The 9,247-nt window shown below is 62.2% G+C and carries 10 protein-coding genes; 8 read left to right on the top strand and 2 right to left on the bottom strand.

What is annotated here, in order from left to right; all coding sequences use genetic code 11:
* The 8 genes from Q8M42_RS17260 to Q8M42_RS17225 all read left to right on the top strand — a co-directional run.
* On the top strand, positions 1-513 hold a 513-nt coding region (locus Q8M42_RS17260; RefSeq protein ID WP_305284994.1), incomplete at its 5' end, for an NADH-quinone oxidoreductase subunit H.
* A 13-nt stretch (positions 514-526) separates the two neighbouring features.
* Positions 527-1,075 (top strand): NADH-quinone oxidoreductase subunit NuoI, encoded by a 549-nt coding sequence (gene nuoI / locus Q8M42_RS17255; protein WP_090250592.1) that lies wholly within the window; start codon positions 527-529, stop codon positions 1,073-1,075.
* Between the two features lie 162 nt (positions 1,076-1,237).
* A complete protein-coding gene (nuoJ, locus tag Q8M42_RS17250; protein ID WP_274087017.1) occupies positions 1,238-1,747 on the top strand; it encodes an NADH-quinone oxidoreductase subunit J in 510 nt (169 codons plus the stop codon).
* On the top strand, positions 1,744-2,052 hold the full coding sequence (gene nuoK / locus Q8M42_RS17245; RefSeq protein ID WP_090250586.1) for an NADH-quinone oxidoreductase subunit NuoK: 309 nt from the start codon (positions 1,744-1,746) through the stop codon (positions 2,050-2,052). The genes nuoJ and nuoK overlap by 4 nt, the downstream gene beginning before the upstream one ends.
* Positions 2,049-3,905 carry an NADH-quinone oxidoreductase subunit L gene (gene nuoL, locus Q8M42_RS17240; RefSeq protein ID WP_304870753.1) on the top strand — a complete coding sequence of 619 codons (1,857 nt, stop codon included), beginning with the start codon at positions 2,049-2,051 and terminating at the stop codon, positions 3,903-3,905. Before nuoK ends, nuoL begins: the two co-directional genes overlap by 4 nt.
* 274 nt (positions 3,906-4,179) lie before the next feature.
* Positions 4,180-5,709, top strand: a complete 1,530-nt coding sequence (nuoM, locus tag Q8M42_RS17235; RefSeq protein ID WP_304870751.1) for an NADH-quinone oxidoreductase subunit M — start codon at positions 4,180-4,182, stop codon at positions 5,707-5,709.
* Positions 5,710-5,716: 7 nt separating this feature from the next.
* The gene (gene nuoN / locus Q8M42_RS17230; RefSeq protein ID WP_304870749.1) at positions 5,717-7,192 is read left to right on the top strand and encodes an NADH-quinone oxidoreductase subunit NuoN; all 1,476 of its coding nucleotides are present in this window, start codon (positions 5,717-5,719) and stop codon (positions 7,190-7,192) included.
* A gap of 24 nt (positions 7,193-7,216) precedes the next feature.
* A complete protein-coding gene (locus Q8M42_RS17225) occupies positions 7,217-8,068 on the top strand; it encodes an SDR family oxidoreductase (protein WP_304870747.1) in 852 nt (283 codons plus the stop codon).
* Between the two features lie 13 nt (positions 8,069-8,081).
* Here the strand turns inward: Q8M42_RS17225 and Q8M42_RS17220 are convergent, their stop codons facing one another.
* Together Q8M42_RS17220 and Q8M42_RS17215 are read right to left on the bottom strand one after the other, a co-directional pair.
* Entirely contained in the window at positions 8,082-8,816 is a 735-nt protein-coding gene (locus tag Q8M42_RS17220; RefSeq protein WP_304870745.1) for a hypothetical protein, read from the bottom strand.
* A gap of 48 nt (positions 8,817-8,864) precedes the next feature.
* Complete coding sequence (locus Q8M42_RS17215) at positions 8,865-9,245, bottom strand: RidA family protein (protein ID WP_304870742.1); 381 nt, start codon at positions 9,243-9,245, stop codon at positions 8,865-8,867.
* Between the last annotated feature and the right edge of the window lie 2 nt (positions 9,246-9,247).

Here is a 9,247-nt window from a genome sequence, read left to right as displayed (position 1 = left end):
GCGCTGGCGCTGATGGGCATCGTCGCCCAGGTTGGCTCGTTCAACATGCGCGACATCGTCGATTACCAGGCGCAGAACCTGTGGTTCATCATTCCGCAGGTCTTCGGTTTCTGTACCTTCTTTATCGCCGGCGTGGCGGTGACACACCGCCACCCCTTCGACCAGCCGGAAGCCGAGCAGGAGCTGGCCGACGGTTACCACATCGAATATGCCGGGATGAAATGGGGCATGTTCTTCGTCGGTGAGTACATCGGCATCATCACCATCTCGGCGCTGCTGGTCACCCTGTTCTTCGGCGGCTGGCACGGGCCGTTTGGCATCCTGCCGCAGATTCCGTTTTTCTGGTTCGCCCTGAAAACCTGCTTCTTCATCATGATCTTCATCCTGCTGCGCGCCTCGATTCCGCGCCCACGGTATGACCAGGTCATGGCCTTCAGCTGGAAGTTCTGCCTGCCGCTGACCCTGATCAACCTGCTGGTGACCGGCGCATTCGTGCTGGCCGCGGCCCAGTAAGGAGAACCACAGAATGTTCAAATACATACGGGATGTGGTGCACGGCACCTACACCCAACTGCGCAGCATGGCCATGGTCTTCAGCCATGGCTTTCGCAAGCGCGACACCCTGCAATACCCGGAAGAAGCGGTGTACCTGCCGCCACGCTATCGCGGGCGCATCGTCCTGACCCGCGACCCCGACGGCGAAGAGCGCTGCGTGGCCTGCAACCTGTGTGCGGTGGCCTGCCCGGTGGGCTGCATCTCGCTGCAGAAGGCGGAAACCCCGGATGGCCGCTGGTACCCGGATTTCTTCCGCATCAACTTCTCGCGCTGCATCTTCTGCGGCCTGTGCGAAGAAGCCTGCCCGACCACGGCGATTCAGCTCACCCCGGATTTTGAAATGGGCGAGTTCAAACGTCAGGATCTGGTGTACGAGAAAGAAGACCTGCTGATCAGTGGCCCGGGTAAAAACCCGGACTACAACTTCTACCGCGTCGCCGGTATGGCCATCGCCGGCAAGCCGAAAGGCGCCGCGCAAAACGAGGCCGAACCCATCAACGTCAAAGGCCTGCTGCCCTAAGGAGCCTGTTTAATGCCTGCTGCGCTTGCTGATACTGCGTTGAAAACAGACTCGGAATGCTCATGTACAAAAGTACACTCCGCTTCCTCGCCTGTTTTCGCCTTGCCTCAGCTGCGCTCGCGACGGCCTAAACAGACTCCTACGGAGATATAGAGGATCTATATGGAATTCGCGTTCTACCTCGCCGCCGGCGTTGCCGTGGCGGCCACATTCAGGGTGATTACCGCGAGCAATCCGGTGCACGCCCTGTTGTATCTGATTCTCTCGCTGCTGGCAGTGGCGATGACCTTCTTCGCCCTCGGCGCGCCGTTTGCTGGCGCCCTGGAAATCATCGTTTACGCCGGTGCGATCATGGTGCTGTTCGTCTTTGTGGTGATGATGCTCAACCTCGGCCCTCCAGCGGTCGAGCAAGAACGTCAGTGGCTGACGCCTGGCATCTGGACTGGTCCGGCAATTCTCTCGGCGCTGTTGCTGGGGCAATTGCTCTATGTGCTGTTTCAGTCGCCCAGTGGTGCGGCCCTCGGTTTGCAAACCATTGATGCCAAGGCCGTCGGTATCGCCCTGTACGGGCCATACCTGCTGGCGGTGGAGCTGGCCTCGATGCTGCTGCTCGCTGCGCTGGTCGCGGCCTATCACCTCGGCCGTCACGATGCCAAGGAGCCCACGGCATGAATGCGATTCCCCTGGAGCATGGCCTGGCGCTGGCCGGCGTGCTGTTCAGCCTCGGCCTGATCGGCCTGATGGTGCGGCGCAATATCCTGTTTGTGCTGATGAGCCTGGAAGTGATGATGAACGCCACCGCCCTGGCCTTTGTGGTGGCGGGCAGCCGTTGGGCCCAGCCTGACGGCCAGGTGATGTTTATTCTGGTGATCACCCTGGCAGCCGCCGAGGCCAGTATTGGCTTGGCGATCCTGTTGCAGCTGTATCGCCGCTTCAACACCCTCGATGTCGACGCTGCCAGCGAGATGCGCGGATGAACCTTCTATTCCTGACCTGTGTATTTCCGCTGCTGGGCTGGTTTTTCCTGGCCTTCTCGCGCGGGCGTTTCTCCGAGAACCTCTCCGCGCTGATCGGCGTCGGCTCGGTGGGCCTATCCGCCTTGACTGCGGCCTGGGTGATCGTGCAGTTCAACCTCAATCCGCCGGAAAATGGCGTGTTTACCCAGGTGCTGTGGCAGTGGATGAACGTGGCCGGTTTTGCGCCGAGCTTCACCCTGTATCTGGACGGCCTGTCGCTGACCATGCTCGGTGTGGTGACTGGCGTGGGCTTCCTGATCCACCTATTCGCCAGCTGGTACATGCGCGGGGAGGAGGGTTATTCGCGCTTCTTTGCCTACACCAACCTGTTTATCTTCAGCATGCTGCTGCTGGTGCTGGGCGATAACCTGCTGATGCTGTACTTCGGCTGGGAGGGCGTGGGCCTTTGCTCGTACCTGCTGATCGGCTTCTACTTCAAGCACACGGCTAACGGCAATGCGGCGCTCAAGGCCTTTATCGTCACCCGCATCGGCGACGTGTTTATGGCCATCGGCCTGTTTATCCTGTTCCTCCATCTGGGCACTCTGAATATTCAGGAGCTGATGCAGCTGGCCCCGCAGAAGTATGTAGAAGGCGATAGCTGGCTGTGGATCGCCACCCTGATGCTGCTCGGCGGCGCAGTGGGTAAATCGGCCCAGCTGCCGCTGCAAACCTGGCTGGCCGATGCGATGGCTGGCCCGACGCCGGTGTCGGCATTGATCCACGCGGCGACCATGGTTACCGCCGGTGTCTACCTGATCGCGCGGACCCACGGCCTGTTCCTACTGACCCCGGAGATTCTCGAACTGGTCGGTATCGTTGGTGGCGTGACCCTGGTGCTGGCCGGCTTTGCCGCGCTGGTGCAGACCGACATCAAGCGCATCCTCGCCTACTCGACCATGAGCCAGATCGGCTATATGTTCCTCGCCCTCGGTGTGGGCGCCTGGGATGCAGCGATCTTCCACTTGATGACCCACGCTTTCTTCAAGGCGCTGCTGTTCCTCGCCTCCGGTGCAGTGATCAACGCCTGCCACCACGAGCAGAACATTTTCAAAATGGGCGGCCTGTGGAAGAAACTGCCGTTGGCCTACATCAGCTTTATCGTCGGCGGCGCGGCCCTGGCGGCATTGCCGTTGATCACGGCGGGCTTCTACTCGAAGGATGAAATCCTCTGGGAAGCCTTTGCCAGTGGCCACCAATGGCTGCTGTATGCCGGCTTGACGGGCGCTTTCCTGACCTCGCTCTACACCTTCCGGTTGATCTTTATCGCCTTCCACGGCGAGCAGAAGACCGAGGCCCATGCCGGCCATGGCGTCGCTCACTGGCTGCCGTTAGTAACGCTGATTGTGCTGTCGACCTTTATCGGCGCGCTGATCAGCCCGCCGCTGGCCGGCGTGTTGCCGCAGAGCGTCGGGCATGCCGGTGGCGAGGCCAAGCACAGCCTGGAAATCGCCTCCGGGGCCATTGCGATCATCGGCATCGTTCTGGCCGCGCTGCTGTTCCTCGGCAAGCGCCGTTTCGCCACAGCAGTGGCGCAGAGCGCGCCAGGGCGCTTCCTGTCTGCCTGGTGGTTCGCGGCCTGGGGCTTCGACTGGCTCTACGACAAGCTGTTTGTCCAGCCGTACCTGTTGCTTTGCCGGTTACTCAGGCATGACCCGATCGACCGCAGCATTGGCCTGATTCCGCGTCTGGCGCGAGGCGGCAACGCCTTGCTGGCCAGCAGCGAGACCGGCCAGGTGCGCTGGTACGCCACATCGATAGCCGGGGGCGCCGTGCTGGTGCTCGCCGTTCTCCTGTTTCTGCATGGGGTCTAGTGATGTTTCGCACACGGCCGCGCCGGAGCCAGTTTTTGCGCGGGGCAAGGCATGAGGAGAGAAGTTTGGTTATTCCAAATGAACGACGAATAACGCAGCAGCGCGCAAAAACTGGCCCGGCCCTTCGGGTTGCGCGGCAAATGACGCCATGCGGCGTTGCGGGACTTGGCAAGGGAACACCATTCCCTGCGTCCCGCGCCTTGCCTGGCGTCATTTGGCGCAGCACCGCGGCTCGCGTCGAAACATCACTAGACCCCAAGGAAAATAGCCCGTCATGATTCTGCCCTGGCTAATCCTGATCCCCTTTATCGGCGGCCTGCTGTGCTGGCAGTGCGAGCGCTTCGGCAACATCCTGCCGCGCTGGATCGCCCTGTTGACCATGGCCCTGCTGTTCGGTCTGGGCCTGTGGCTGTGGGCCACTGGCGACTTCAGCCTGGCGCCTGCCCCTGGTGCTGCGCCGCAGTGGGCGGCCGAGTTCCAAGTGCCATGGATCGAGCGTTTCGGCATCAGCGTGCACCTGGCGCTGGATGGCCTGTCGGTGCTGATGATCAGCCTCACTGGCCTGCTCGGTGTGCTCTCGGTGCTCTGTTCGTGGAACGAGATCCAGAACCGCGTCGGTTTCTTCCACCTCAACCTGATGTGGATTCTTGGCGGCGTGGTCGGCGTGTTCCTCGCCGTCGACCTGTTCCTGTTCTTCTTCTTCTGGGAAATGATGCTGGTGCCGATGTATTTCCTCATCGCGCTCTGGGGCCATAGCGGCAGCGACGGCAAGACCCGCATCACCGCCGCCACCAAGTTCTTTATCTTCACCCAGGCCAGTGGCCTGATCATGCTGCTGGCGATCCTCGGCCTGGTGTTTGTGCACTTCGACCAAACCGGCGTGCTGACCTTCAACTACGCCGATCTGCTCAACACCAAGATGGCGGCCGGCACCGAGTACATCCTGATGCTCGGCTTCTTTATCGCCTTCGCGGTGAAGTTTCCGGTGGTCCCGTTTCACTCCTGGCTGCCGGATGCCCACGCCCAGGCGCCGACAGCAGGCTCGGTGGACCTGGCCGGTATCCTGCTGAAAACTGCTGCCTATGGCTTGATACGTTTTGCTCTGCCGCTGTTCCCCAATGCCTCGGCCGAGTTTGCGCCGATCGCCCAGTGGCTTGGTGTGTTCGCCATCATCTACGGCGCGCTGCTGTCGTTCGCGCAGACCGATATCAAGCGTCTGGTGGCCTATTCCAGCGTGTCGCACATGGGCTTTGTGCTGATCGCCATCTACTCGGCCAGCGAGATCGCCCTGCAGGGCGCGGTGGTGCAGATGCTCGCCCACGGTCTGTCCGCTGCGGCGCTGTTTATCCTCTGCGGTCAGCTGTACGAGCGCCTGCACACCCGCGATATGCGTGAGATGGGCGGCATTTGGGCGCGCATGCCCTGGCTGCCGGCGCTTAGCCTGTTCTTTGCCGCTGCGGCGTTGGGCCTGCCGGGCACCGGTAACTTTGTCGGTGAGTTCCTGATTCTGGTCGGCAGCTTCCAGAGTGCGCCATGGGTCACCGTGGTGGCCGCCACGGGCCTGGTGTTCGGTTCGGTCTACTCGCTGATCATGATTCACCGCGCCTACTTCGGTCCGGCCAAGGCGGACACTGCCTTGCCTGGCCTGCAGCTGCGCGAACTGAGCATGGTACTCGGCCTCGCTGTGCTGCTGATCCTGCTCGGTGTTTACCCGCAGCCGGTGCTCGACACCTCCGCCGCCAGCATGCAAGGCGTGCAGCAGTGGCTGGGTAGTGCTCTCAATCAACCTGTTCCAGCCCGGTAAGTAGCGTATGGAATTCACGACTCAACACTTTATCGCGCTGCTGCCGCTGCTGATCACCAGTGCCACGGTGGTGCTGGTGATGCTGGCCATCGCCTGGAAGCGCAACCACACGCTGACCTTCGGCCTTTCGGTGCTGGGCCTCAACCTGGCGCTGCTGTCACTGCTGCCGGCCCTGGAGGTAACGCCCATCGAGGTCACGCCGCTGCTGCTGGTGGATAAATTCGCCTGTTACTACATGGCTCTGGTGCTGGCGGCGACTCTGGCCTGCGTGACGCTGACCCACGCCTACCTGGGCGGCGAGTCCGGCAAGGGTTACCCGGGCAACCGCGAAGAGCTGTATCTGCTGATGCTGCTGTCCGCCGCCGGTGGTCTGGTACTGGTCAGTGCGCAGCATCTGGCGGGCCTGTTTATCGGCCTGGAACTGCTCTCGGTGCCGACCTACGGCATGATCGCTTACGCCTTCTTCAACAAGCGTTCGCTGGAAGCCGGTATCAAGTACATGGTGCTGTCCGCCGCCGGTTCGGCGTTTTTGCTGTTCGGTATGGCCCTGCTGTATGCCGAGTCAGGCAGCCTGACCTTCGCCGGCATCGGTGCCCAGTTGGCCGCCGATGGCCTGCCGAGCATGCTCGCGCAGTTGGGCGTGGGCATGATGCTGATTGGCCTGTCCTTCAAGCTGTCGCTGGTGCCATTCCATTTGTGGACCCCGGACGTCTACGAAGGCGCGCCGGCTCCGGTGGCGGCTTTCCTCGCCACGGCCAGTAAGGTCGCGGTGTTCGCCGTGCTGCTGCGCCTGTATCAAATCTCGCCGGCTATGGCTGGCGGCTGGCTGAATGACCTGCTGACACTGATTGCCATCGCCTCGATCATCTTCGGCAACCTGCTGGCGCTGCTGCAGAACAACCTCAAGCGTCTGCTCGGTTATTCCTCCATTGCCCACTTCGGCTACCTGCTGGTGGCGCTGATCGCCAGCAAAGGCTTGGCCGTGGAGGCGGTTGGTGTGTACCTGGCCACCTACGTGCTGACCAGCCTGGGTGCATTTGGCGTGATCACCCTGATGTCGACGCCTTACAACGGCCGTGATTGCGACGCGCTGTACGAATACCGTGGGCTGTTCTGGCGCCGCCCGTACCTGACCGCTGTGCTCACGGTGATGATGCTGTCGCTGGCGGGTATTCCGCTGACCGCCGGGTTTATCGGCAAGTTCTACGTGGTTGCCGCCGGCGTGCAATCGCAGCAGTGGTGGCTGCTCGGCGCGCTGGTGATTGGCAGCGCCATCGGCGTGTTCTATTACCTGCGGGTGATGGTCACCCTGTTTATGCTCGAGCCGAATCTGCGCCGCCACGATGCGCCTTTCAACTGGGCGCAACGCGCCGGCGGCATGATGCTGCTGTTCGTCGCCGTGCTGGCGTTCTTCCTCGGCGTATACCCGCAACCGCTGTTGGAGCTGGTGCAACAGGCCAGCTTGGTGGCACTGTTACCCTGATGAGTAACCAGGGAATACGCAACGATGAGTAAGACACTGATGATTGCCGGCTGTGGCGATGTTGGCAGCCGCCTGGGTCAGCAGCTGAATGCTGCGGGCTGGACGGTATACGGCCTGCGCCGCAGCGTAGCGTTGCTGCCCCAGGGCATTCGCCCGGTTGCCGGTGATCTGCATGCCGATGCCTGCCCGGCTACCTGGCCGAGCGAACCACTGGATTACCTGGTGTATTGCGCGGCCGCCACCGAACACGATGAGGCCGGCTACCGCGCCGCCTATGTTGATGGCCTGCGCCATGTGCTCGGCTGGCTGGCGCAACAGGGCCAACGGCCCAAGCGTCTGCTGTTTGTCTCCAGCAGTGGCGTGTATGGTCAACAGCTCGGCGAGTGGGTGGATGAAAACTCGCCTGCAGAGGCTGATAGCTACTCCGGACGGATCATGCGCGAGGCTGAGCAGCTGGCGTTGCATAGCGGCCTGCCCGCCAGCCTGGTGCGCCTTACCGGCATCTACGGTCCAGGCCGCGAATGGTTGCTCAAGCAGGTACGCCAGGGCTATCGGGTGGTCAATGAGCCGCCGCTGTACGGCAATCGCATCCATGTCGATGACGCGGCGGGGCTACTGGCCTATCTGCTGCAGGCCGATGCCCGTGGTGTGGTGCTGGATGACTGCTATATCGGTGTCGACGATCAGCCTGCGCCGCTGCATGAAGTGGTGGCCTGGTTGCGCGAGCAGTTGGAGGTCAGCCATTGGTCCGAGCAATCGACGGTACGCCGCTCCGGCAGCAAACGTTGCAGCAACGCCCGCGCTCGCGCGCTGGGTTGGGTGCCGCAGTACCCGAGCTACCGCGAGGGTTACCGGGCGATTCTGCAGCAGTTGTAGCGTTCGGATCGGCTTAGCGTTTGACCAGCAGCCAGCGCTGCTGGCCTTTGTAGTAGCTGGGCATTTCATCAATCTGTGAGCGGTTGAGCGCTTCAAAGACGCGCAACTGATCGCCGTCACGCTCGAACAGCCAGCTTTGCCCCTGGTCGCCCAGTTGCAGCCAGAGGCTGTCGAACTCACCGCTCATGGCCGCGCAGTCACCTGCCAGACACAACGCATAACGCTCGGCGCCTGGCAGACCCTGCAGGCTGCCATCGGCTTGGAATAGCACCAGGCCGCCTTCGCCCAAGCCTTCCTTGATCAGCCAGGTGCCGCCCAGATAGGCGCTGTACAACGCCTGCTCGAAGCTGCTGCCCGGTGGCGCCAGTAGGCCGGGCGCGGCAGGTGCGCGGACAAAGCGTTGTTCTGGCCAGGTATCGCTCTGCGCCTGGACCAGCTCGCCGTTGCTCAGGCTCAGGCTTTCCTGAAAGTCGCCGTAGAAGTGCACGCGCAGTCGGCCATCAGCCTGGCGTGCGAAGTTGCCTTCGCCCTGCTCGAAACCATTGCTGAAGCTGGCCAACTGGCGTTGGTTGTCGAGCTGCCATTCCAGATTGGGGCCGTAGGCCAGCAGGGCTTCGCGCAGGTTGCCGCCTTCGACGGCTGCTTCAATGGCTGCCTGGTTGATCCAGGTGCCGCTGGGGTCATGCGCAGGGCTGGCGCAACCGCTGAGCAGGATGCCGGTGAGCAGGGCAACAAACAGGCAGCGCATGGGGCTTCCTCACGAGGGAAGGGCGGGGCGGCGGCCCCGCCGAGGGGCTTATTCGAGAACCAGAATAGCGTCCATTTCCACCTGCGAGCCGCGTGGCAGAGCGGCTACGCCGATGGCGGCGCGGGCCGGGTAGGGCTGCTCGAAGTAACGGCCCATGACTTCATTGACCTTGGCGAAGTGCGACAAGTCGGTGAGGAAGATGTTCAGCTTGACGATTTCCTTGAACGAACCGCCCGCAGCTTCGGCCACGGCTTTGAGGTTCTCGAACACCTGCACGGTCTGTGCTTCGAAGCCTTCCACCAGCTCCATGGTTTTCGGGTCCAGCGGGATCTGCCCGGACATGTAAACGGTGTTGCCCGCCTTGATCGCCTGGGAGTAGGTGCCGATTGCGGCCGGGGCCTTGTCGCTGGTGATAACGCTCTTGCTCATGG

It is taken from the genome of Pseudomonas sp. (genome assembly GCF_030684895.1).
Classification (GTDB): domain Bacteria; phylum Pseudomonadota; class Gammaproteobacteria; order Pseudomonadales; family Pseudomonadaceae; genus Aquipseudomonas.
The sequence above is the reverse complement of the archived record's forward strand: the minus strand, read 5'-3'. Positions and strand labels throughout refer to the sequence as shown.

Excerpts from the sequence above, each read along its gene's own strand:
- nuoI (WP_090250592.1), top strand. The coding sequence starts at position 527 with ATGTTCAAATACATACGGGATGTGGTGCACGGCACCTACACCCAACTG.
- nuoJ (WP_274087017.1), top strand. The coding sequence starts at position 1,238 with ATGGAATTCGCGTTCTACCTCGCCGCCGGCGTTGCCGTGGCGGCCACA.
- nuoK (WP_090250586.1), top strand. The coding sequence starts at position 1,744 with ATGAATGCGATTCCCCTGGAGCATGGCCTGGCGCTGGCCGGCGTGCTG.
- nuoL (WP_304870753.1), top strand. The coding sequence starts at position 2,049 with ATGAACCTTCTATTCCTGACCTGTGTATTTCCGCTGCTGGGCTGGTTT.
- nuoM (WP_304870751.1), top strand. The coding sequence starts at position 4,180 with ATGATTCTGCCCTGGCTAATCCTGATCCCCTTTATCGGCGGCCTGCTG.
- nuoN (WP_304870749.1), top strand. The coding sequence starts at position 5,717 with ATGGAATTCACGACTCAACACTTTATCGCGCTGCTGCCGCTGCTGATC.
- Q8M42_RS17225 (WP_304870747.1), top strand. The coding sequence starts at position 7,217 with ATGAGTAAGACACTGATGATTGCCGGCTGTGGCGATGTTGGCAGCCGC.
- Q8M42_RS17220 (WP_304870745.1), bottom strand. The coding sequence starts at position 8,816 with ATGCGCTGCCTGTTTGTTGCCCTGCTCACCGGCATCCTGCTCAGCGGT.
- Q8M42_RS17215 (WP_304870742.1), bottom strand. The coding sequence starts at position 9,245 with ATGAGCAAGAGCGTTATCACCAGCGACAAGGCCCCGGCCGCAATCGGC.